Origin of the sequence: Neptuniibacter sp. SY11_33 (assembly GCF_047778025.1) — a bacterium.
Classification (GTDB): Bacteria; Pseudomonadota; Gammaproteobacteria; order Pseudomonadales; family Balneatricaceae; genus Neptuniibacter.
On sequence record NZ_CP180543.1, the window covers coordinates 522,466 to 545,142 of the forward strand.

Genomic DNA, 22,677 nt, shown 5'->3' on the forward strand with positions numbered 1-22,677 from the left:
GGCATAGTGTCTGTTTCTCTGTTTAGTGCCTCATGGTACCGCGTAGCTGAGCTTAAGATCCGTATGCGTAAGCATGCGGATATTCATCGGCATCAATACCGAGGTAAAACTTGGTATGTGCTACAAGACCATGTGACTGGCCAGTTCCAACGTTTTTCCCCTGAAGCTTACCAAATCATCGGTTTGATGGATGGCCGAAGGACATTGCAGCAGATCTGGGATGTGGCGTGTAAGCGCTTAGGCGATGGTATGCCGACTCAGGATGAAGTCATACAATTGGTGGCACAGCTAAACCGTGCGAATGTTATTCAATCCGATATTCTGCCTGATATTGAAGAGCTACAAGTCCGAAGACGAGAACAAGCACAGAAGAAGATTATCCAGCAGCTAAAATCCCCATTGAGCGTCCGTATCCCCATGATGGACCCAGAGGGATTCTTGTCCTCAACCATGTGGCTAGTTCGGCCGTTTTATTCTTGGTTTGGTTTATTTCTTTGGGCAGCGATCGTACTGTTTGGTCTGACACTGTCGATTGTCCATTGGGGGGCGCTAACCGAGAATATTAGCGACCGAGTTTTAGCGGTCGAAAACCTTTTGCTGATCGCCTTGGTATATCCCTTTGTAAAAGTGATTCATGAGCTTGGCCATGCTTACGCTGTAAAGCGCTGGGGGGGTGAAGTGCATGAAGTGGGAGTGATGTTACTGGTATTGTTCCCCGTGCCTTATGTGGATGCCAGTGCGGCAACTGCATTTAGGAATAAATATCAGCGTATGCTGGTGGGCGCGATCGGTATTATGGTCGAGTTAATGGTTGCAGCAATCGCGATGATGGTGTGGGTTTTGGCTGAACCGGGTATCGTTCGAGCGGTCGCGTTTAATACCATGCTGATCGGCGGATTTTCTACTTTGCTGTTTAACGGTAATCCACTACTTCGATTTGATGCTTACTATGTTCTTGCAGATTTCCTAGAAATACCTAATTTAGCGTCTAGAGGTAACAGCCAGGTAGCTTATCTAACTAAAAAGTACCTTTATGGCGTCAAGAAACTCACTGCGCCTGCTAACTCCACCAGTGAAGGAGCTTGGCTAGCTTGCTATGCTTCTGCTGCGTATATTTACCGATTGTTTGTTATGGTTGCGATTGCCTTGTTTGTCGCAACGCAATACTTTGTGATTGGTAGCCTTCTCGCGTTTTGGTCAATTTGGGCAACCCTCCTTATGCCAGTACTTAAAACAATTACTAAACCCGCAACGGATCCTGAACTAAGAAGTAAGAAGGGACGAGTGCTTACCATTTCTGCGCTGCTTCTCGGTACGGTGGTCGCGTTGATAGGCTTTTTACCCGTGCCATATAAAACGCAGACCGAAGGTGTTTTATGGGTGCCTCAAGATGCGTATGTTCGCTCGCAAGTTTCTGGCTTCGTCGAATCTTTAGAAGTGCCTTCTGGTAAGTCTGTGGTCGAAGGGCAGCTATTACTAAAGCTTTCAGCACCCGATCTTGAAGCTAAAGTAGACGTGCTTAAAGCCCAGATAGCTGAAGCTGAAATTAGACTGGAAGCTAGCTTAAGAGACCGCGCGGCCAGTGAAATCTTACGAGAAGAATTACGGTTTATTAAGCGCGAATATCAGAGGGCGCTAGAACGTATTAAAGGTGTTGATCTATATAGCTCTGCTTCCGGTGAATTTGTTGTCCCCGCTGCCCATCGAATTTTGGGGCGCTATGTCCACCGTGGTGAGTTGATTGGATATGTCGTGGATTATAACCAGCTATCCTTAGTTGCAATGGTTTCTGAGGACGAGATAGATCAGGTGCGCACGCAGAATCGTTCAGTTGAGCTGCGATTTGCCTCTAATCCAAATGAAACCTATGCAGGTGAAATTGTTCGAGCACTGCCTGCTACAACTCAGCAGCTGCCGAGTAAGGTGTTAAGTACTGATGGTGGTGGGCGTATTGCGCCTGACCCGAAAAGTGAAGATGGTTTGAAGAGTTTTCGTAGCCATTTTCGAATCGATTTATCTGTTATTGATGCGCCAAAGCACCGCTATGATGAACGTGTTTATGTGCTTATAGAGCATGATGCAGAGCCTCTGGTCTATCGTTGGTATCGTGCAGTGCGACGTGTGTTCTTGAGGCAGTTTGATGTATAAAAGGCCTCAACGACTGCCTCAAACTGTTTTGGAGCGTCCTCAGCTTTTCCTCCACAAACAGGATCGGATGGAGCGCTGGTCACATAGCCTCTCTGCTTATCTAAATCGTCCGTTTCGAGCGTCCCTTAAGGCCTATAAACGTTTTTTGCCGTCCATCCATAAAGAAGCTCGAAAGCTTGAAGGCCTATCCGATGAGCAGTTAGATATTCATATCGCTGAGATTAGACAGGCTTTGTTTAAACAGGGCATAACGTCTGCACTGATGATCAAAAGCTTTGCCTTGGTGCGTGAGGTTGCAGGTAGAACCCTTGGTATGAAGCATTTTGACAGCCAACTACTTGGTGGCTTAGCGATGTTTCATGGCAATATTGCAGAGATGCAAACGGGGGAGGGTAAGACCCTGACTGCCACACTTTCTGCAGCGACAGCGGCTTTTGCTGGAGTGCCTGTCCATGTAGTTACTGTTAACGATTATCTTACAGCTCGAGATGCCGAGGAAATGACGCCAATTTATACCCGCTTGGGTCTTGATATTGGTGTTATTGTCCATGGCCTGTCTCCTATGGAGAGGCGAGATATCTATGCTAAAGATGTCGTTTACTGTACCAACAAAGAATTGGTGTTCGATTACCTTAAAGACAGCATTGTTCTAGAGGGCAAGCAGCATAAGCTTAATTTGCATGCTGAACGTTTAAAGGGCAATCAACAGATGCTCGATGGCTTGATGCTCCGTGGACTCCATTTCGCTATTGTCGATGAAGCAGATAGCGTTTTATTAGATGAAGCTAGAACGCCGCTGATTATTTCGGGCCCTGAGATTGAGCAAGAGGAGCAGCAAGAGGTATATCAGCAGGCGATGGCAATTGCTGCTGAGCTGGAGTTAGATAAGCATTATGAGGTGAACCTGAGAGAGCGCCGCGTTGCTTTTACAGATGATGGTGAAATGTATGTACTGCAGTTAACCGATGGACTAGGGCCTTTTTGGGTGGGGCGAGTACGTTGTCTTGAATTAGTTTTCCAAGCACTTACAGCGTTGCATCTGTTTATTCGAGATAAACATTATCTTGTTAAAGATGAAAAAATTCTAATTGTTGATGAGCACACTGGGCGTGTGATGGAAGATCGAAGTTGGGAGCGAGGTTTGCACCAACTGATTGAAATTAAAGAGGGTTGTGAGCTTAGTAATCCTCGTGAGACGCTAGCGCGAATCAGTTTTCAGAACTTCTTTCGTTTTTATCATCATCTAGGTGGCATGACAGGTACTGCAAAAGAGGTTTCCTCAGAGTTATGGCAAGTTTATGGATTGCCAGTGGTATTTATCCCGACCAATAAACCAAGCCGCAGAAAGAAACTTGGGGCAAATGTCTATTTAGACGAGAGGGATAAGTGGCAAAAGGTTGCGGAACAGATCAAAGTTCTACACAAAGCACAACGCCCTTCTCTCGTTGGAACACATTCTGTTGCTGCTTCGGAATTATTAAGCCAAAGTTTGCAGGCGATGGATGTGCAGCATCAGTTATTAAATGCTAAACAAGATCAGTTAGAGGCTGAAATTGTCGCGAATGCGGGTGACCCAGGTTGTGTTACTATTGCGACCAATATGGCTGGACGCGGTACCGATATAAAGCTAAATGATGAGGTAGAGTCAGCAGGTGGACTACATGTGGTTTTAACCGAATTGCATGAAGCATCACGGATAGATCGACAGCTAGAAGGTCGCTGTGCGCGTCAAGGCGATCAGGGTAGCTTTGAAGTCATCTTGTCTCTAGAAGACTCTATATTGTCTGAACAATTCTCTAATTATTTAAAGCGTCTCTTTAAATGGCCGCTTCCAAAAGGGTTTAAAAACTGGCTGCTGTTGAAATTAATGCGCAGGGCCCAAAAGCAACTCGAGGCAGATCATGCGCGTATGCGTGCGGATTTGTTAAAGCAAGATGAACGTCAGCGCGAAATATTATCTTTTACTAGCAGTAAAGTTTAGGTTTTTTTGATATGAAATATATTTCTCCACTATTGGTTTTACTTCTCGGTGTTTCGCCTCTGGTAAGTGCGGTTGAGCATAATCAATTAAACGATGGCCAGTTGAGTTGTTTGCTCGAGCCGAGCAAAGAGATTGAACTGAGTAGTGAAGTATCAGGCGTAATTAGTGAGTTAAGTTTAGGGCGTGGCGATAAAGTTAAAAAAGACCAAGTCGTAATGAAACTTAACTCTCGTCTAGAGCGAGCAGCTTTAGCGACAGCCCGAGCACGTGTAGATTTTGCTAAGCGTAAAGTAAAGCGTAATGAGGTGTTGTATAAAAAAGGCCTGTTGTCTGATCATGAACGCGATGAAATGTTAACAGAGCAGCGTTTGGCTGAGCTTACAGCCAGCGAATCTTATGTACGTTTATCTCTGCGCCAAACGAAAAGTCCAATCAATGGCGTTGTGGTTGAGCGTTTACTTGAACCTGGAGAACTTGTTGATGATCAGCCGTTTTTGAAAATTGTCTCACTTGATCCTCTTCATGCAGAAGTAATTATACGGTCGCAATATTATGGTCAGATCGAAAAAGGCATGCCTATCACTTTATATGCTGAAGGGCGTCCAGAACAGGCTTATGAAGGTAAAGTGAATCGAGTGGACCCTCTTATTGATGCTGCAAGTAGTACGTTTGCTATCAGTGTGGAGATCCCGAATAAAGATCAATTACTGCCTGCTGGTTTGAAATGTAGGGTTGAGTTTAGCCCTTTACAGCCTGCTTCTGAGTGATAATGAATAGGCCCTGTAATCTGGCTTTGTTATAATCGGCAGCAATTAAAGATTCCTTTGGAACCCTTTCAATGAAAGAGATTATTTTGCTCAATATTTCCGGTGAAGATAAACCGGGAGTGACTTCAGCGATCACAAATATTTTGGCGCAGTTTGAGATCAATATTTTGGATATTGGTCAGGCGGTGATCCACGATACCTTGTCTTTGGGTATCTTGATTGAAGTACCTAAATCGGCTGAATCCTCGCCACTGCTAAGAGATATTCTATTTAAAGCGCACGAGCTCAACATGAATATCCGCTTCCAGCCCGTGGAAGAAGAGAACTATGAACAGTGGGTTGAAGGGCAGGGTAAATCTCGTCATATCATTACGTTGTTGTCTCGTAAATTGAGTTCTAAGCATATTGCACGTGTGACCGAAATCGCAGCGAGTCATGGGCTGAACATCGATAATATCAATCGTCTATCAGGTCGAATCAGTTTGGATGAAACCTCTGACCAGACCAAAGCATGTGTGGAATTTTCGGTACGTGGCGCGCCTGCTGATGCTGAGAAACTTAAAGCTGAGTTCCTTAATACTGCCAGCGATCTAGATGTAGATATCGCTTTCCAAGAAGACAATATCTATCGCCGCAATCGCCGTTTAGTTGTGTTTGATATGGACTCTACGTTGATTGAAGCTGAAGTTATTGACGAGCTAGCTAAAGAAGCAGGTGTGGGTGATCAGGTATCAGAGATCACTGAAGCGGCTATGCGTGGCGAGATCGATTTTAATGAAAGCTTTAAGCGTCGAATGGCCCTATTAAAAGGCTTGGATGTGTCGGTGCTGGATCAAATTGCAGAACGTCTACCGATGACTGAAGGCGCGGAAGAGTTGGTGTCTAACTTGAAAGCACTTGGCTTTAAAACAGCTATTTTATCAGGCGGTTTTAACTACTTTGCTTCCCACCTACAGAAGAAGCTTGGCTTTGATTATGTATATGCCAACGAGCTTGATATCGATGCTGATGGCAAAGTTACAGGTGAAGTTAAAGGCACCGTTGTAAATGGTGAGCGTAAAGCCGAATTGTTACGCGAAATTGCTGCAAAAGAAGGTGTTAGCTTAGAGCAAACGATAGCCGTTGGTGACGGTGCTAATGACCTACCTATGCTCTCTATTGCTGGATTAGGTATCGCATTCCGTGCTAAACCTTTGGTTCGTGAAAGTGCGAAACAGGCTATCTCTACTTTAGGTCTTGATGGCATCTTGTATCTGATTGGTTTTAGGGACCGGGATACAGTGCAAAAGTAAAACAATAAAAAAGCCGCTGTTTAGCGGCTTTTTTATTATTCGGCAAAAAAGTCGTAATCCATCTTTTCCCTTGGAGGCTGAAGGTAGTATCCCTGCACATAGTCGATTCCTGCTTTCCACAGGTTTGCCATCGTCTTGGTATTCTCTACAAGTGGCGCAATAGATATCTTATCTAGGCTGCTCAGTTGCTGAACCATGCTAAAGAACTCTTCATCATGTTCTGGGTCTGAGCCTAGTTCAGAAATATAAGCGCCATCGAGTTTGATGTAGTCTGAATGAAGCGTAGATAGAACGTTTTGGGAATTAGGCACACTCCCAAAGTGTTTAATGCAAGTGCGACTATGAATACGGGTTAGTTTTTCTACGAAGCTTTGTGCTTGTTTAGGGGCGATGGATATATCAGATTCACTAATCTGGAAGACAAGTCTTTCTGCCGGAATATTGTTTTTCCGTAGTACCCCCGAAAGCCAAGTTAATAACTTTTGCTCTCCTAATGCATGAGCAGAGATGTTAATGAAGATTACATTCTTATGTTCTTGGTTTAGGGTCTTCTTCAACTGCTTCAGGCAATTCTCGATCACCCAGCGATCAACTTTAACAGCAGTTTCTGCATCGCTAATAGCACTCATGAAATCGTTAGGGGATAGCTCATCTTCATCATCATTCACTAAGCGTAGTAATGCTTCATAATGATGGTGCGTTTGATCATCAGCGGTAAGGTTAACGATAGGTTGGAACAATAGCTTGAACTGATTGTTATCTACTGCTTTTCTTAGCTTATCAAACTCATCTTCTTCTTGTTCAGATAATGCTGCCTCTGGGATATGGATGCGTACGCCATCTCCTTGAGGGGTTTCTTCGCGTAAGTTGCATATAGCGGCTTTAGCTCGGTTGAGTAATTCAATAGGTGGAGGTGTGCTATCGGTAATTGCTACCAAACCGATCGTACAAGTTGACTGTACATCGACACCGGCGATATTGGATCGTACATTGGCGACCTTTTCGCGTAGCTGTTCAGCAAAGCTTTCAGCTGTTGTCATGTTTGGATCGTTAAAGATAATGACAAACGCATTTTCCGCCGGATGAGTTAATAGATGTGCTTTGTTTACTTTCTTACCGAGTAAAGCTGAAACGTCACGAATAAGCTGGTCGCTGCCTTCATGACTAAACTTGCTCTTAATCTGATCGAGTTGGTCTAACTCTATATACATCAAGCATCGGTCGTTACCACCACGCAGTGCTTTTTGGGTTACCTGTTCCAATTGCTTGTGTAGATAATCTTTATTGAATAGACCAGATACGAAATCGAGATCTTCACTAAGTAGATGGTGATGGCTGTTCTCATCAAGATGAAACAAGATGCGTGTAATAACGGAGCCATTATAATCTGAGCGGGAAAGCTCCATGTTAGCGGTGAATTCTGAATGATCACTGCGTTGTGCTGATAACTGTAGAATCAAATCACTGCTATTTCCCTCTTCAAGAGAGTTAAGCTGTTCAGTGAATTCAGGTCGATCGTCAAATGCAAAGAAATCAACAAGAGGCTTATTCATAGCCTTTTTCTTAGAATCTAAACCGAACTGTTCAAGGAAGCTATCATTGCAATAGATGATCTGCTGTTGGTCACAGCAAACAATCGGGTTACGTGAACTGTCCATTAACTGCTGTGAACGTTTTTCTGCTTCGGCCAATGCAGCTTCGGCTTTTCGTAAACGTCTTCGGTAATCGAGTTGATCTAGTTCCCGACGAACATTAATCAGGACAAGCTCTTTCTCGTCGAGAGGAACAACTGCTTGTATATGGCTCTTTAATCCTTGTAACAGTAACTGGCTGTCCGAACTAGGGATAATCTGTATTACAGGAATGTCTTTGTCTAAACGCTTGAGATGACTGATGGCGAGCTTTGAGGTGAATTCACCTCTATCTATTGTACAAAGGATAAGATCCCACGAACGTTCACCTAGAGCGTCTAGGAACTCTTGCTCGGTATTAACCTGTTTGCCGCGAGGAGAGATACGTGAAGTTCTTAAAAGAGTGATCAGAGGAGCGGTTTCTTCGGCGCTAAGACCAAGAAATAAAAGCTGAACATTTTTTCTCAGGCGTTGCTTGCGAGTCTGTTGCCCATTGCCATATTTTTCCAGTAGGGCGTTTCCGTCAATATCAATAACTTCAGACATGCCTGATTTATCTCCTGCTCGCTAAATCCTTATAAACAGAGAATATATTAATTTAAACGAATGTATAACTTAAAATTGCATTAGTTGTTGTTTGGCATCACAGAAGCGTTCAACAGATGCAGAGTATTAATTATAGAAGATAAAAATGAGCAGAATGAAGATGAAACAGATTAAAAGCTGAGTTGAAATAAGGATGGCTAAGTTTTAAGTGCAGGGAGCTAGGAGCTCTGAATAATGCTTTAAAGTTGTTACAAGTTAGATCGAACTGATCCAATGTTCACACATCTATTGTTGTGTGATTGTAGGCAAGAAGAAAGTGGCTGGGGTAGGAGGATTCGAACCTCCGCATGACGAGATCAAAACCCGTTGCCTTACCGCTTGGCGATACCCCAACTAAGATTTGAGCACACTTTCTTTGTAGAGCATGGTGGCAATAGCGGGACTCGAACCTGCGACCCTCGCATTATGAATGCGATGCTCTAACCAACTGAGCTATATTGCCACTCAGATTAACTCAGAGAGTTAAGCTCAATAGTGGCTGGGGTAGGAGGATTCGAACCTCCGCATGACGAGATCAAAACCCGTTGCCTTACCGCTTGGCGATACCCCAGCATAGACTGAAACATGGTGGCAATAGCGGGACTCGAACCTGCGACCCTCGCATTATGAATGCGATGCTCTAACCAACTGAGCTATATTGCCACGTCTCAGAGGCGCGCATTATTCTACTTTCGGGCGGGGGTGTCAATAGATTACTGCATGAAATTTCAGGAATTTTTGAATAAAAAAAACCGGCTAGAGAAGCCGGTTTTTTTTTGTACAGTTGTCTGCTTAAACGTTGAAGCGGAAATGCACTACATCGCCGTCTTGAACGATGTAATCTTTACCTTCAAGTCTCCAGCGGCCTGCGTCTTTAGCGCCATTTTCGCCGTCATGCTCAACAAAATCATCGTAGCTTACAACTTCTGCACGGATAAAGCCTTTCTCGAAGTCAGTGTGGATAACACCAGCAGCTTGTGGAGCTGTTGCACCTACCTTTACGGTCCAAGCACGAACTTCCTGAACGCCAGCAGTAAAGTAGGTTTGTAGGCCTAATAATTCGTAACCTGCGCGGATTACGCGGTCTAATCCAGGCTCTTCCATACCTAAGTCCGCTAGGAACTCATCGCGCTCTTCATCATCTAGCTCAGAGATCTCGGCTTCCAACTTGTTGCATACCACTACTACACCGGCATTTTCCGATGCAGCTAGCTCTTTAACTGTATCTAAGTGAGCATTGTCTTCAAAACCATCTTCATCAACGTTCGCAATGTACATCGTTGGTTTTACGGTAAGAAGATGGAAGCCTTTAACGATTTTCATCTCATCTTCATCAAGGCCTAAACCACGAACTGGCTTGCCTTCTTCTAGATGAGGTATCACTCGTTCAAGCATTGCTTTTTGAGCAACCGCTTCTTTATCGCCACCTTTCGCTAGCTTCTGGATGCGCTGAAGCTGTTTTTCGCAGGATTCTAAGTCAGCAAGCGCTAGCTCAAGGTTAATTGTTTCGATATCAGATAGAGGGTCAATCTTGTTGGCTACGTGGATTACGTTTTCATCTTCGAAGCAACGAACAACGTGAGCAATTGCGTCTGTTTCGCGGATGTTTGCCAAGAATTTATTACCTAGGCCTTCACCTTTAGAGGCGCCAGCAACCAGACCAGCAATATCTACGAATTCCATCGCTGTTGGAACCGTACGCTCTGGATTAACAATCGCAGTAAGCTTGTCTAAACGCGGGTCAGGCATAGATACTGTGCCTGCATTCGGCTCAATGGTGCAGAAAGGAAAATTTTCTGCCGCAATGCCGTTTTTTGTTAGCGCATTGAAAAGAGTCGATTTACCTACGTTAGGTAGGCCTACAATACCGCATTTAAAACCCATGATTGAATCCTGTGAGTAATCTAGCTAGCTGAAAAACTGTGTAACTGGTTCATTGCTTTGTTCCAGTCACCGGCAATGGCTAGCTCCAGATAGCGTTCCGCTTCATCGATAGCTGCCATTGTGGCATCACGTTCTTTAGCTGGAGCTTTTTTCAGAACAAAACCGCTTACTTGACTGCTGTGACCTGGGTGGCCAATGCCAAGGCGTAAACGGTAGAAATTTTTGTTGTTACCTAGTTTGCTGATGATATCGCGCAAACCATTATGACCACCATGGCCGCCACCTTGCTTAAATTTTGCAATGCCTGGTGGAATATCGAGCTCATCATGAGCGACTAAGATCGCTTCGGGTGGAATTTTGTAGAAGCTTGCCAGTGCTGCTACAGCCTGGCCACTCAGATTCATAAACGTTGTAGGAACCAAAAGATGGATAACTTGGTTGCCAATCTGAGCTTTAGAATAGAGCCCGTGGTACTTCTTTTCGGGCTTTAGGGGGGCGAGATGTCGAGCAGCAAGCTGCTCGACAAACTCAGCACCAGCATTGTGACGGGTTTGCGCATACTTATCGCCTGGGTTACCCAGGCCAACGATGAGCTGGATCTTGTCTTTCATGCTGGTTGCTTGTACCGATTACTTGCTGCCGCGAGGCGCGTATACGTAACCGATACCCTGATCGTGGTCACCGCCACGACGTAGAGAAACAATCTCAACGCCTTCAGGAAGAGTGATATCGGACAGGTGAAGTACCTGATCAGAATCACATGCAGAAAGGTCAACAACCAGAGTCTCTGGAAGGTTAGCCGGTAGGCATAGAACTTCTACAGTGTTTTTCTCAGCTGCGAATTTGCATGCTGCTTTAGAAGCAGGAGAAGATTCGAAGCCAGAGAATGCAACAGGAACAGTGATCTTGATCTTGTTGGATTTTGTAACGCGCTGGAAGTCAGCGTGCAGTACAACTGGTTTAGCAGGGTGACGTTGTAGATCTTTAATGATCACTTGCTCTTCTTTACCGTCCAAAGACAGAGTTAGGATAGAAGAGAAGAACGCGTCGTCTTCTAGCATTTTAACTAGTTCGTTGTTAGGAACAGAGATAGAAGCGGGCTTCTTACGCTTGTCACCACCAAAAACGATACCAGGAACTAGACCTTCGCGACGTAGGCGGCGGCTCGCACCTTTCCCTTCGTCAGCACGTGCTACTGCATTAACTACAAAGTTAGACATTTTTAATACCTTTAAATAAATAAGCTGTAAAACCTTGCGACCAGGCTTTACAGCAATCACCCGAGGGTGGAAAAACTTACTCGAAATTGAGTAAGTTGCTATATCAGCGTGTCGCCCTTAGCGGAACATCGCGCTGATGGATTCTTCATTGCAAACACGGCGCACGGCTTCAGCTAGAAGCGGAGCTAGTGTTAGCTGACGAATTTTGTCGCACTTAGATGCCGATTCAGACAGTGGAATCGTATCAGTTACAACAAATTCATCTAGATCAGAATTAGTGATGTTGCTTACTGCTGGGCCAGAAAGTACGGCGTGAGTCGCGTAAGCTACAACGCGTGCTGCACCGTTATCTTTAAGTGCCTTAGCTGCTTTGCAAAGCGTGCCAGCAGTATCACACATGTCATCAACCAGTACGCAAGTACGGCCTTCAACATCACCAATGATATTCATTACTTGTGATTCGTTTGCACGCTCACGACGCTTGTCGATGATTGCTAGGTCGCAATCAAGTTGCTTAGCAACTGCGCGGGCACGAACTACGCCGCCAACGTCTGGAGAAACAACTAAGATGTTGTCGTATTCCTGATCGACGATGTCGTCTAGTAGAACAGGTGAGCCGTAAACGTTATCTACAGGTACAGAGAAGAAGCCCTGAATCTGGTCAGCGTGAAGATCAACTGTCAGTACGCGGTCGATGCCGATAGCATCCATCATATCTGCAACTACTTTTGCAGTGATAGGTACACGAGCAGAGCGTGGACGTCGATCCTGACGTGCATAGCCGAAGTAAGGTACAACAGCTGTGATACGTGAAGCAGAAGCGCGACGAAGAGCGTCGGCTAGTACAATCAGCTCCATCAGGTTGTCGTTAGTTGGCGCGCAAGTAGACTGGATAATAAATACGTCTTTACCACGTACGTTTTCCTGAATCTCAACGCTTACTTCGCCATCACTAAAACGACCAACATTCGCTTTACCCATAGGAATATCTAGGCGATCAACTACTTTTCTCGCCAGATCAGGGTTAGCGTTGCCAGTGAAGACCATCATCTTGGACACGGCGTGCACCTTTTCGATTGTAATTTGTTCGGAATCTATAGATCGGGAACCGTTCATAGGCATTTGGCTGGGGTAGGAGGATTCGAACCTCCGCATACTGGTATCAGAAACCAGTGCCTTACCGCTTGGCGATACCCCAACATTATTCCTCTTGGAGGACCGGCCTCCCGTTGAAAGAGGCGCAGATTATCCAAGACTCGTGGTTAAAAGTCAAACTAAAGCAGGGGAAGTAACTACTAGGATTGAGAGCGTAAAAGCTGGCTTTCGGTGATGGCCCAATAAGATCGCGATTAATGTTGAGAGGTTTTAATACAGCTACAGTTTTATCCAGGTTTTAATCACAATGGTGACTTTCAAATCACGGTATTGTAAGCGCATTTTAGTTGGCAATGCGGGCGTTTGCTGGTTATAGCGAAGATACTCAATTTTCCAATCTTGTTGGGTTAATTGTGTAAGTTTTTCATCGACGATGGTTTGGTCGTATTGTGAGTGAGGCGAAGGTAGTCCCCTGATCCACCAAAATATATCACTAATAGGTAGTGCCCACCCCCATTGTTGATAGAGAATTTGTTCAGGATTTGTACCTGTAAACGTTCCTTCTCCGGCAATATCAACGATAACTTCTTGAGGGCTTCCCGCAATAGATGCACCGCCTTGTCCCCAAGGTCCGCGGATATCTATCTGATAATCAGAGCCATCTTGTAGCCATTTTAAGCTAGCTGATTGGCTCTCTTCTGGTGTGCGGATGCCTATCTTGCCGCTCGCTTCCCAGTCAGAGATATCTTTAAGTAGGCTTTGACGAGTTTCCCAAGAAATATCATTGGGTGCTGGTATCTGAGTTTCTTGTAAGCTACAGCCTGCTAAGAATAGGAACAGCAAAGGCGCGAGGTACTTTTTTAACATCTACTTCTACTACTCTGCGTTAATTAGCTGTGCTGCTTCTTCTAGGAAAGGATCGCCAGGATTATCTTTTTGGCTTTTTTGGAGCAGTGAACGAGCTTTCTCTTTTTGATCTATTGCCCAATACACCTGAATTAGGTGACTAGATACTTCTGGATCGGAGTATAAAGCATGAGCTTTTTCTAAATATGTCACGGCTTCATGGTTTCTGCCCAATTTAAATAAAGCCCATCCCATGGAATCCAAAATAGCAGGGTCTTCAGGTTCTGTGGTTAGTGCTGCTTGGATCAAATTGTAGGCTTCTTCATAACGCTCAGTATGTAGTAGTAAGGTGTAGCCCAATGCGTTTTGCACAGTGGCATTTCCTGGCTCTAATTCTAATACTCGGCGCAGATCTTTTTCTGCCTGCGGGAAATCGGTTGATTCCACCATCATTGCGCGGGTGTATAGCAGTGAGGTGTTATCAATAAAGAGTAATAGCGCATCTTCTAATACAGTTAAGGCTTCTTCTTTTAGATTGTGGAGGTTTAGCCATTCAGCTTCTAATGTGTAAATTGATGCGGCTTGGTTGGGCATGCTAGCTCTGGCATCAGATAAAATCTGCTGTAGACGAGGTTTGTCTTCCACATCTTTAAGCAGAGAGCTTACTCGAGATAGGGATTGCAGAACGTTAGAGCCATTTTTGACGGAACTATAATGTTCAATCGCTTCATCACGTTTCTCTTCGGACTGAGCAATATGTCCCAAATAAAAATGCGGTGAAGTGTCTTCAGGTTTCAACTCAAGTAATCGCAAAAAGGCAGCTTTAGCGTCTTGAGGTGCTTCATTCTCGAGCATCAAAAGGGCTAGGTAGTAAGTTAGCTGATGATCTTTTAAATTGTTTTTTAGTAGCTCTTTAGCTTGAGAAACCGCTTGTTTGGATTGCTTGTTCTGGAACAAAAGTTGTGTATAAAGAATATGCAGCTGACGGTTATTCGGCTGTTGCTCAAACGCAGAGTGAATAAGTCTAAGTGCATCGTTAACTTTGTTTTGAGAACGCAGTAGTTCAGCTTTTTGGATCAACGCTTCCGGATTCTCAGGGTCGATCGAAAGGGCGCGATTAAAAGAGGTGAGTGACGCCTGCTCGTTGTTATTAGCTCGATGCAACAACGCGAGTGTCAGTTCTAAGTCTGAGCGTGGATCGGCTGATTGACGATGCTTATTTAGCATCGTGATGTAGCCCGATAGCACTTTGGGATCTATACGTTCTACTTGCCCACGAATCAAAGCCAACGTGCGTAATGGATCGAACTCAAGGGCTTTCTCAACCAAAGGCAGTGCCTCGGTGTATTTACCTTTATGCAGAAGCATATTGGCTTCTATTTGATACGGCTCAGGGTTAGACGGAGCAATTTCACGCCAAAGTCGAGCTGCCTGAATGACTTTGTCAGGGTTTCTAAGGTATTGGGCAATTCGTGTGGCGCGTTCAGCAACACCAGAATCCTGGCTTTTCTCAGCTTGTTTGAGGTAGTTCTCAAGGGCTACTGGGAAGAGCCTGCGTTGTCCTGCAATCTCGGCAAGTAATAAATCGTAAAGAGATTCTTGGTTGAACTCGCCATCCACATAATTGACTGGTTCGGAGATAACTTCCTGTGTCTGTTTCGTTGGGGTGCTTTGACAGCCTTGTAATAAGGCGAAGACACAAGTTAAAACGATAAGTGATTTATTCATGTATACAGCCGTAATAGCCCCGACATCCCTGAATGATTTGGTCACTATAGTTGAATAACCTGTAGCTTGTCAGCTACCGACCACAGGTTTTAAAGAGAATTAGTGTGCGATCTACAGATTCTTACTGATCTGCGCTGACTCTATCCTTAATTTGAGAGTTAGACCTCATATTCTGAAGTTTTGTTTCGATTTATGCAGGTTTTGTTCAAAGAATTGTAATTAATCTGCTGTTTTTTGATCGAAGTTACCTAAATTGTTGCGCTGCCTTTTAACCTTTGTCGCAAAGCGTTGTATCATAGCGCGCTGATTTAGATCAGCTTCAGTTGATTTGTAGTGCCGTCTACACGACGGTAGATTTTTTGGTATGGCGGATCGCATGGCGTTACTTGCATTAGGCATCAATCACAAAACGGCTTCAGTGGAGGTTCGTGAACGCGTGGCGTTTGCACCCGAACTGCTTGCTGAGGCGATGAATGGTGCTGCCGAATTTGCTGATCTGAAAGAGATTGCCATCCTATCGACGTGTAACCGTACAGAGTTGTATTGCTCTTCTGCCATAGAAGGGTCGAGAGCCCTTTTGGAATGGCTAGGCGAATACCACGATTTAGATCCGGATGAACTGCAGCAATGTTCCTATGCTCTCTGGGGTGAAGATGCAGCGCGTCATATGATGCGTGTGGCGAGTGGTTTGGACTCTTTAGTATTGGGCGAGCCTCAGATACTAGGTCAGCTGAAATCGGCATATAGCCTTTCCCAAGAAAATGGTCATGTAGGTGCAGAGCTGGGTCGTTTGTTCCAACAGACTTTCTCGGTGGCTAAGCAGGTTCGTACTGATACAGCGATTGGTGAAAACCCAGTTTCAGTTGCTTATGCTGCGGTAAGTCTTGCTCAGCATATTTTCTCGGATATGCGCGAGAGCAAAGCGTTACTGATAGGTGCAGGTGAAACAATAGAGTTGGTAGCGCGCCACTTAGCTAATGCTGGTGTTAAAGACATAACGGTGGCTAACCGTACGCTTAACCGTGCTTTGGCACTAGCTGATGAGTTTGATGGTAAAGCGATCTTGTTAGGTGATATACCAAATGCGCTTGCCGAAGCAGATATAGTAATTGCATCTACTGCTAGTCAGTTGCCTATTTTAGGTAAAGGTGCAGTTGAGTCTGCCCTTAAAAAGCGTAAGCACCGACCTATCTTTATGGTTGATATAGCTGTTCCGCGAGATATAGAGGCGCAAGTTGCTGAACTGGATGATGTTTATCTGTATACGGTTGATGACCTTAAAGAGGTTATCGAAGAGAACCAACGTAGCCGTGAAGATGCTGCTCGACAGGCAGAAGAAATAATAGAAACCGGCGCTCACGAATTTATGCGTCAGTTGCGTTCACTGGAAGCAGTCGATGTATTAACTGCTTTCCGTGGTCAGGCTGAAAGTTTACGTGATCAAGAATTAGGCCGAGCGTTAAAGCAGCTGGAGAATGGTAAGCCAGCTGAAGAAGTATTAACCATGTTAGCGCGTAGCCTGACGAATAAAATGTTGCACCACCCGACAATTCAAATGCGTAAAGCGAGCGCTGAAGGGCGCAGTGAACTACTGGATTTGGTGCAAGAGCTTCACCAGTTAGGTGAACATGCGAAGAATGAGAAATAATGAAAGAATCAATCATAAGTAAACTGGAAAAACTGAGCGATCGCTATGAAGAGTTAGCGGCTCTGATGTCTGATCCAGATGTGATTTCTGATCAGGATAAGTTTCGCGATTATTCTAAAGAATATGCTGAATTAGAGCCTGTAGTACAGGCCTTTGCTGCTTTTAATGAAGCGCAGGAAGATCTGGAAGAAGCCGAGATGATGATGGCTGACAGTGATCCTGATATGCGAGAAATGGCAAAAGAGGAATATCCTGCCGTTAAAGAGCGTATCGAAAATCTTGAAGCTGAACTGCAGATTCTTTTATTACCTAAAGATCCAAATGATTCTCGCAACGTCTTTTTGGAAGTGCGTGCCGGAACCGGTGGTGATGAAGCAGCTATTTTCGCCGGTGACCTTTTTCGTATGTACTCTCGTTTCGCGGAAGTGCAGGGTTGGCGTGTAGAAGTTATCAGCGTTAACGAAGGTGACCATGGTGGCTATAAAGAGGTTATCTCTCGTATCGTAGGTACAGATGTGTATTCGAAGCTGAAATTCGAATCCGGTGCACATCGTGTACAACGTGTTCCAGAAACTGAGTCTCAAGGCCGTGTTCATACGTCTGCTTGTACAGTCGCGATTATGGCAGAGATGGATGAGTCCGCTGAGATCGAGATCAATAAAGCTGATCTGCGTGTAGATACCTTCCGTGCATCAGGTGCCGGTGGTCAGCACGTCAACAAAACTGATTCGGCTATTCGCTTGACCCATATTCCAACGGGCGTGGTAGTTGAGTGTCAGGAAGAACGTTCGCAGCATAAGAACCGTGCTAAGGCGATGTCGCTGTTAGCATCTAGACTACAGGCTGCAGAAGACGAACGTCAGGCAGCCGAAATGGCAAGCACGCGTAAAAGCCTAGTGGGTAGTGGTGATCGTTCTGAACGTATCCGTACCTATAATTATCCACAAGGTCGTGTAACTGATCACCGTATCAACCTAACGCTATATAAGCTGCAGGAGATTATTGGTGGTGAGCTGCAACACGTTGTTGAGCCGCTCTTAAATGAGCACCAAGCAGAACAGCTTGGGGCGCTCTCCGAAGAAAGTTAATCAAAGGGCCTGTATGGCCCTTTTTGATATTTATTAAATCTCTATGCAGATTAAGCAAGCGGTAAAACTAAGTAATCAACTCAGTGGTGTCAGTGAGTCGGCTCAATTAGATGTTGAGTTGATGCTATGTCATCTGCTCGATAAGCCGGGCAGCTACCTGTTTACTTGGCCTGAAAAAGAGTTAGATCCTAAGATTGTCGAGCAATTAGCAGTGATGATCGATCGGCGCCTCAAAGGCGAGCCTGTAGCACATATTATCGGTATGCGTGGGTTTTGGGATTTTGACTTAGAAGTCTCCCCTCATACCTTGATTCCTCGCCCTGATACCGAAGTAGTGGTCGAAAAGGCTTTGCAGTTGTGCACTAAGAAACACGCGCGTATTACTGATTTGGGTACGGGAACTGGAGCCATAGCTTTAGCCTTGGCTTATGAGAACCCAGAATGGACTGTGGTTGCATCAGATTTTGTGCCTGAGGCGGTGCAGTTGGCCGAGCGAAATCGAGCCCGTTTGCAGCTTGGAAACGTCGAGGTCATACAGGGAAGCTGGTTGGAGCCCCACCATGGTCATTACGATATGATCGTGAGTAATCCTCCTTATATTGATCCGGAAGACCCGCATCTAGCGCAAGGTGATGTACGGTTTGAGCCTCTTTCTGCACTTACGGCTGAAGATCATGGTATGGCAGATATCAAGCATATTTGTGAGCAGGCTCGAAGCTACCTTGTTCCAGGTGGCCATCTGTTGTTTGAACATGGTTATGACCAAGGTCCTGTTTGCCGCGCCTTGCTGGACAGTTTAGGGTATACAGAAATTGGTACTCAGCGCGATTATGGCGATAATGAGCGAGTAACCTTTGCATTATGGCCAGGTAGCACCTGCGCTTAAGGAGAAAACAATGCTGAGTGATGAGCAGCTATTACGCTACAGCCGCCAAATTATGTTGCCTGATGTCGATATCAATGGGCAGGAAATCTGGTTAAATTCGACAGTTTTGGTCATCGGTCTAGGTGGTCTGGGTAGTCCTGTCGCTATGTACCTAGCTGCGGCAGGTATAGGCGAGCTTATCCTAGTGGATGATGACGAGGTAGAACTTTCTAATCTACAGCGCCAGATTGCTCATAACACTAAGCGTATTGGTGCGCCTAAAGTGGATTCGGCTCGGAATACCATTGCAGGTCTAAATCCAGACACTCGAGTTAAAGCATTGTATGAGCGTTTAGACGATGAAGCTTTACAGCGTTTAGTCGCAACCGTTGACCTTGTGGTTGATTGTACCGATAACTTTAGTACTCGATTTTCGATTAACCGTGCCTGCTTTATGCACAAAAAGCCATTAGTTTCCGGTGCTGCTATCCGTATGGAAGGTCAGGTGGCCGTTTATGATCCTCTAAATCCAGAATCGCCTTGCTACCAATGCCTTTATAAAGAGGGAAGTGATGAAGCGCTTACTTGCTCTGAATCTGGTGTTTTATCGCCCCTAGTCGGGATTATCGGATCAGTTCAAGCATTAGAAGCATTAAAAGTTTTGGCCTCTGTTGGTGAAAACTTGGCAGGTCGTTTACTGCTTTTAGATGCCAAAACGATGGATTGGCGCACACTTAAATTGCGCAAAGACCCAGAGTGTAGTGTTTGTAAAGGTATGCATGCTGAAGGTGATAGTCATGACTGAAGATCAGTTGTCTATCGATGTTTTAGAAAGTGTTCGTACTATCGCTGTAGTAGGCGCGAGCAATAAGCCTGAGCGTGCTAGTTATCGTGTGATGGCTTTTCTAAAAACGTGCGGCTATGACGTTATCCCGGTTAACCCTGCACTTGAAGATGAAACGCTGCACGGCGAGCGGGTTGTTGCCTCTTTAGCTGATATTGATAAGACGGTTGATATGGTCGATGTGTTTCGTCGTAGCGATCAGGCTGGAGAAGTTATCGACGAAGCTATTCAAATCGGAGCGAAGGCCGTTTGGTTGCAGTTAGGGGTGTACAGCCCTGACGCTCAGGAGCGCGCTGAAAATGCAGGTCTTAAGGTTGTGGTGAATCGTTGCCCTAAGATCGATATACCTGACTTAGCTATTAATACCCCTTCTAGTTTTTAGCGTTTAGCACGAATTAGGAAGAATGGCGTTTCTAGTTGAATAGTCTCAATCTCTATAGTGCTAAAACCATTACTTTTCAATAACTCAATATAAGCATTGGGTTCACGGAAAGAACGATTGAATAGAAACATAGGTAAGAGACCGTAAGGTACGGGTCTGCTTAGATCTAATGGTCCCCTTTCGCATATCAGTATTTCACCCTGATTGGCTAATGTGCTTGCCGCTTGGCGGATAAATTGTGCACAGGCTTCTATTGGCCAATCGTGCAAAATAGATTTGAAGGTCACCAAATCTTGTTGCTGCGGAAGCTTATCCACAAGTGCATCCGCTGCTTTAAAATCGATTCGATCCGCTTCTTGTTCACCCTTAATGTGGCTTTTACCTACTTCACACACCACAGGAAGATCAATAATGGTCGAGTTGAGTGCCGGATTTGCTTTGCATAATTGCAGCGCGAATTCACCGCTGTTTCCACCGATATCCAAATGATTTTTTATATGACTTAGATCGGCGTGTTTAGCAATAACGCGGCCTTCGTAGCGGGTTAAGCAGGTGGTAAAGCGCATCCAGCGACCGGTTGCAAGAATGTTCTCCGGCGTGACCTTAAAACAGCGATTGTAAGCGAACAGTTCAAATACTTTAGCTTGTTGAATAAAGCGAGGCATATCTTCAAGGAACAGTGTGTAGTGCTCCAAAAGATCAGGTGCTAATAGGTTTGCAAACTCCAATTTGGAAAGTAGCAGGTCTTGGAAGGGGAGAGTTTTGCTGAACTCCGTCGTCAGTTGCCATTGAAGATTGTCATCCTGCTCGATTACATTGGCTGCTTTTAATTGTTGGAGCAGCATGCCCAGCGCTGTCACATGAGGATTGTCTTGTTGCAAAGCACCTTTAGAGCGGGGTTGATCTGATAGGGTCTTGATCAGGCCTAGCTTTAAAGCCGTAAACAGTGCTTGGGCTGTGACAAAATCTTGAAGAAATGCCTCGATGCAAAGGTAGGCTTTCCAGTCCTGTTGTTCAGCTGTTGAATCATCAAGGCAAAGAGGCTGCATTGTTTATCCTTTTGATTGTTCTTGTGAGATCGCTTGGTAAATTTGCTGAGTTATTTCGCCAAGTGGCAGTGTGCCATCGATATTAATATCGGCATCTTCGGTCAGACGTTCTTGTTGTATGACGAGTGTGGCGCGGATATCTTGAATATAGCCCTCAAGGTAATTAGCTAGCCAATCAAGTTGTTGAACGTAGTCGGATGGGGTCTTTTTAAATTCGCTGCTAAAGGCTTTGATATTACGAGCAAGTGAAATATCAAGAGGAGTATCTAGCCAAACTAGGCAATCAATGTATTGTCCACTGGCGTGATGATGTCGGCCTAATGGGGTTTCAATCAACAAGAAGCGTTTATGAGTGGTTTGGATCTGGGCGGCAATCGCTTCAGCAAAGCCGGGAATATTTAAATTGTTGTAGTCGCTACCTTGTTTCATCCATTGGATAATTTCTGCCATGGATTGATTGGTGGCTTGTTGAAAATCATCGTAAAAGAGTGTGTCTGCATCCAGCAGTTTAGCTAGGGCTAAGGTTAAAGAGGTCTTGCCGCTACCAGGTGCACCAGCGACGGCTATTACAAAGCATCTCTTTGAATATGTCATGAGAGAAACATCGCTCTAATTTTCTGATCGTCCCAACATTTTTTCGCATAGTTTAGCGTTTCTTCAGGGTAATTATGTTGGTCGATATCGTCTGGACAAGATGCGCCAGAATTTATAATAAAGTGGATAAGCGGTAACTGATCGCTAGCTAAGGCTTTATGAACAAGTTCGTCATCAAGCTGTCCGCCATATTGGAGCAAGACGGATAGATGCAGCATGAGTTCTTGTTCGGAACAGTGGTCAAAGCATTGTTGCATCAATGGTGTTGGATCGGTCTTGGCACCAGCAGTATAAAGCGCTGTCAGTAAGGGCAGGCTTTTTTCTTGTCTAAGTGACAGCTCTGGAAGTGTTAGGGTCTTATCGGTGTGGCTTGTTTGGTCTGGGTTAGCGCCGAAGTTTAACACCAGCTTTAACGCTTTTGGGGCTTGTTTATGAATGCAGACTTCAGCTAAAGGCGCAGTATCATCGGAGACTGGCTGATTGATTTCTTCAGGTTCGAGTTTTTGAAGATGTTTTTGGAGTTTGGTCAGATCATCGGCATCGATCGCCTTAAAAGCTTTTGCTAATCGATCGCTTTTGAATAACTTAAACATCTTTATCCCCATTTCATAAAACTCTACTGACACTACGTTGTCAGTAGGCCTAGTTTAGCATCCCTGTTGTCATATTTAAGAATTGGATTAAGGAGAATAACAATGACAACAACCGTCGTGGAAATGGTAACTTACAATCTGAAATCAGGCGTGAATAAAGCTGACTTTGCATCGACTCATGACAAGGTCAATGAGTGGTTAAAAAAGCAGGAAGGCTTTCTGTATCGCTCAGTGAGCGAAGATGAAAATGGCTTATTACATGATTTGGCTTATTGGCAGGATATGCCGACAGCTAAAGCGGCGGGAGATGCTTTTATGCAATCTGACGAAGGCCAGTCGTTGTGTGGCCTTATTGATATGGACAGTTGTCATATGCGTCATATGGAAGTACAAACAGAAGCGATGATTTGCGAAGGGGCTTAGGGAGCTAAATTACC

The 22,677-nt window shown here is 44.9% G+C and carries 20 protein-coding genes and 5 tRNA genes; 10 read left to right on the forward strand and 15 right to left on the reverse strand.

Going from position 1 to position 22,677, the window contains the following annotated elements; translation table 11 throughout:
* Positions 1-6 precede the first annotated feature (6 nt).
* The 4 genes from ACMXYV_RS02225 to serB all read left to right on the forward strand — a co-directional run bounded on the left by ACMXYV_RS02225 (position 7) and on the right by serB (position 6,188).
* On the forward strand, positions 7-2,148 hold the full coding sequence (locus ACMXYV_RS02225; RefSeq protein WP_415890162.1) for an efflux RND transporter periplasmic adaptor subunit: 2,142 nt from the start codon (positions 7-9) through the stop codon (positions 2,146-2,148).
* Positions 2,141-4,129 carry a preprotein translocase subunit SecA gene (locus ACMXYV_RS02230; RefSeq protein WP_415890163.1) on the forward strand — a complete coding sequence of 663 codons (1,989 nt, stop codon included), beginning with the start codon at positions 2,141-2,143 and terminating at the stop codon, positions 4,127-4,129. Before ACMXYV_RS02225 ends, ACMXYV_RS02230 begins: the two co-directional genes overlap by 8 nt.
* 11 nt (positions 4,130-4,140) lie before the next feature.
* A complete protein-coding gene (locus ACMXYV_RS02235; protein WP_415890164.1) occupies positions 4,141-4,896 on the forward strand; it encodes an efflux RND transporter periplasmic adaptor subunit in 756 nt (251 codons plus the stop codon).
* A 71-nt stretch (positions 4,897-4,967) separates the two neighbouring features.
* Positions 4,968-6,188, forward strand: a complete 1,221-nt coding sequence (serB, locus tag ACMXYV_RS02240) for a phosphoserine phosphatase SerB (RefSeq protein ID WP_415890165.1) — start codon at positions 4,968-4,970, stop codon at positions 6,186-6,188.
* A gap of 35 nt (positions 6,189-6,223) precedes the next feature.
* On the opposite strand, the gene ACMXYV_RS02245 is transcribed toward serB, so the two are convergent.
* The 12 genes from ACMXYV_RS02245 to ACMXYV_RS02300 form a co-directional block, all read right to left on the reverse strand.
* Positions 6,224-8,365, reverse strand: a complete 2,142-nt coding sequence (locus tag ACMXYV_RS02245) for an EAL domain-containing protein (RefSeq protein WP_415890166.1) — start codon at positions 8,363-8,365, stop codon at positions 6,224-6,226.
* Positions 8,366-8,682: 317 nt separating this feature from the next.
* Positions 8,683-8,757: transfer RNA gene (locus tag ACMXYV_RS02250), tRNA-Gln, on the reverse strand.
* A 33-nt stretch (positions 8,758-8,790) separates the two neighbouring features.
* Positions 8,791-8,867: transfer RNA gene (locus tag ACMXYV_RS02255), tRNA-Met, on the reverse strand.
* A gap of 33 nt (positions 8,868-8,900) precedes the next feature.
* A tRNA-Gln gene (locus ACMXYV_RS02260) sits at positions 8,901-8,975 on the reverse strand.
* 15 nt (positions 8,976-8,990) lie between these two features.
* Positions 8,991-9,067 (reverse strand) — tRNA-Met (locus ACMXYV_RS02265).
* Between the two features lie 129 nt (positions 9,068-9,196).
* A complete protein-coding gene (gene ychF, locus ACMXYV_RS02270; protein ID WP_415890167.1) occupies positions 9,197-10,288 on the reverse strand; it encodes a redox-regulated ATPase YchF in 1,092 nt (363 codons plus the stop codon).
* Positions 10,289-10,308: 20 nt separating this feature from the next.
* Complete coding sequence (gene pth, locus ACMXYV_RS02275) at positions 10,309-10,899, reverse strand: aminoacyl-tRNA hydrolase (protein ID WP_415883373.1); 591 nt, start codon at positions 10,897-10,899, stop codon at positions 10,309-10,311.
* An 18-nt stretch (positions 10,900-10,917) separates the two neighbouring features.
* Complete coding sequence (locus tag ACMXYV_RS02280; protein WP_415890168.1) at positions 10,918-11,508, reverse strand: 50S ribosomal protein L25/general stress protein Ctc; 591 nt, start codon at positions 11,506-11,508, stop codon at positions 10,918-10,920.
* Positions 11,509-11,625: 117 nt separating this feature from the next.
* Positions 11,626-12,567, reverse strand: coding sequence for a ribose-phosphate pyrophosphokinase (locus ACMXYV_RS02285; RefSeq protein WP_415883375.1), 942 nt, complete (start codon positions 12,565-12,567; stop codon positions 11,626-11,628).
* 64 nt (positions 12,568-12,631) lie between these two features.
* Positions 12,632-12,706 (reverse strand) — tRNA-Gln (locus ACMXYV_RS02290).
* A 176-nt stretch (positions 12,707-12,882) separates the two neighbouring features.
* Positions 12,883-13,470 carry a lipoprotein insertase outer membrane protein LolB gene (lolB, locus tag ACMXYV_RS02295; RefSeq protein WP_415890169.1) on the reverse strand — a complete coding sequence of 196 codons (588 nt, stop codon included), beginning with the start codon at positions 13,468-13,470 and terminating at the stop codon, positions 12,883-12,885.
* 9 nt (positions 13,471-13,479) lie between these two features.
* A complete protein-coding gene (locus tag ACMXYV_RS02300) occupies positions 13,480-15,177 on the reverse strand; it encodes a tetratricopeptide repeat protein (protein WP_415890170.1) in 1,698 nt (565 codons plus the stop codon).
* Positions 15,178-15,553: 376 nt separating this feature from the next.
* On the opposite strand from ACMXYV_RS02300, the gene hemA reads away from it, so the two are divergent.
* The 5 genes from hemA to ACMXYV_RS02325 are packed head-to-tail and all read left to right on the forward strand — an operon-like array spanning position 15,554 to position 20,004.
* Positions 15,554-16,825 (forward strand): glutamyl-tRNA reductase, encoded by a 1,272-nt coding sequence (gene hemA, locus ACMXYV_RS02305; RefSeq protein WP_415890171.1) that lies wholly within the window; start codon positions 15,554-15,556, stop codon positions 16,823-16,825.
* A complete protein-coding gene (prfA, locus tag ACMXYV_RS02310) occupies positions 16,825-17,913 on the forward strand; it encodes a peptide chain release factor 1 (protein WP_415890172.1) in 1,089 nt (362 codons plus the stop codon). Before hemA ends, prfA begins: the two co-directional genes overlap by 1 nt.
* A 43-nt stretch (positions 17,914-17,956) precedes the next feature.
* Positions 17,957-18,799 carry a peptide chain release factor N(5)-glutamine methyltransferase gene (gene prmC, locus ACMXYV_RS02315; RefSeq protein ID WP_415890173.1) on the forward strand — a complete coding sequence of 281 codons (843 nt, stop codon included), beginning with the start codon at positions 17,957-17,959 and terminating at the stop codon, positions 18,797-18,799.
* A gap of 10 nt (positions 18,800-18,809) precedes the next feature.
* Positions 18,810-19,583: a molybdopterin-synthase adenylyltransferase MoeB gene (locus tag ACMXYV_RS02320; protein ID WP_415890174.1), complete on the forward strand. Its 774-nt coding sequence runs from the start codon at positions 18,810-18,812 to the stop codon at positions 19,581-19,583.
* Positions 19,576-20,004, forward strand: coding sequence for a CoA-binding protein (locus ACMXYV_RS02325; protein WP_415890175.1), 429 nt, complete (start codon positions 19,576-19,578; stop codon positions 20,002-20,004). Before ACMXYV_RS02320 ends, ACMXYV_RS02325 begins: the two co-directional genes overlap by 8 nt.
* Here ACMXYV_RS02325 and ACMXYV_RS02330 read toward each other — a convergent pair.
* Genes ACMXYV_RS02330 through ACMXYV_RS02340 form a run of 3 tightly spaced genes read right to left on the reverse strand, consistent with a single transcriptional unit; the run spans position 20,001 to position 22,240 of the window.
* Complete coding sequence (locus ACMXYV_RS02330) at positions 20,001-21,053, reverse strand: methyltransferase (RefSeq protein ID WP_415890176.1); 1,053 nt, start codon at positions 21,051-21,053, stop codon at positions 20,001-20,003. The two genes, ACMXYV_RS02325 and ACMXYV_RS02330, sit on opposite strands and share 4 nt — an antisense overlap.
* A 3-nt stretch (positions 21,054-21,056) precedes the next feature.
* Entirely contained in the window at positions 21,057-21,647 is a 591-nt protein-coding gene (locus tag ACMXYV_RS02335; protein ID WP_415890177.1) for a hypothetical protein, read from the reverse strand.
* The gene (locus ACMXYV_RS02340) at positions 21,644-22,240 is read right to left on the reverse strand and encodes a hypothetical protein (RefSeq protein ID WP_415890178.1); all 597 of its coding nucleotides are present in this window, start codon (positions 22,238-22,240) and stop codon (positions 21,644-21,646) included. Before ACMXYV_RS02340 ends, ACMXYV_RS02335 begins: the two co-directional genes overlap by 4 nt.
* Before the next feature lie 102 nt (positions 22,241-22,342).
* On the opposite strand from ACMXYV_RS02340, the gene ACMXYV_RS02345 reads away from it, so the two are divergent.
* Positions 22,343-22,663 (forward strand): hypothetical protein, encoded by a 321-nt coding sequence (locus ACMXYV_RS02345; protein ID WP_415890179.1) that lies wholly within the window; start codon positions 22,343-22,345, stop codon positions 22,661-22,663.
* The last annotated feature ends 14 nt before the right edge of the window (positions 22,664-22,677 follow it).